Source organism: Vibrio sp. 970 (genome assembly GCF_033339075.1).
This window is the reverse complement of sequence record NZ_JAWOTW010000558.1, coordinates 1-592: the sequence shown is the minus strand read 5'-3', so window position 1 is coordinate 592 and position 592 is coordinate 1. Positions and strand designations below refer to the sequence as shown.

1 protein-coding gene and 1 pseudogene are annotated in these 592 nt (G+C 43.1%); both read left to right on the top strand.

The features are described 5' to 3' along the window. Positions 1 to 262: FKBP-type peptidyl-prolyl cis-trans isomerase (locus R7Q11_RS27855; protein WP_225467196.1), on the top strand; the 262-nt coding region annotated here is incomplete at its 5' end. Between the two features lie 139 nt (positions 263 to 401). After that, positions 402 to 592 (top strand): annotated as a pseudogene (locus tag R7Q11_RS27850) (DUF2780 domain-containing protein); the annotation flags it as partial.

Here is a 592-nt window from a genome sequence, read left to right as displayed (position 1 = left end):
TAAATCTGTACGTGTTCACTACCACGGTGAACTAACAGACGGCACAGTATTCGACAGCTCTGTATCTCGCGGCCAACCAGCTGAGTTCCCAGTAACTGGCGTAATTAAAGGTTGGGTTGAAGCTCTACAACTAATGCCTGTAGGTTCTAAGTGGAAACTATACATCCCACAAGACCTTGCGTACGGTGAACGTGGCGCAGGCGCTGCAATCCCTCCATTCGCAGCACTAGTATTCGAAGTTGAGCTACTAGACATTCTATAATTGAGACTTTTCTCAATGACCTACATAAAGCGGCGCATTAGCGCCGCTTTTTTTATAAAATAATAGAAGTTATCAGTCAGATGACCTAAAAAAAATAAATACAACAAATAAGTTAAAACGCTCAACCGTCGGAGGTACTATGCGTAAAACTCTCCTAACTTTAGCTCTCCTATCAGTGAATATTGGCAGCGCACATGCGTTTTTGGATACTGTCGTAGATAAGAGCAGCAAAAATGGTCTTATGGATATGGTAAGCCAAGGCCTAAATGCAGAATCTTCACCTCTTACTGAGCTACTAACGAGTCAGCTACCAGTTTCGACAGAACAAGC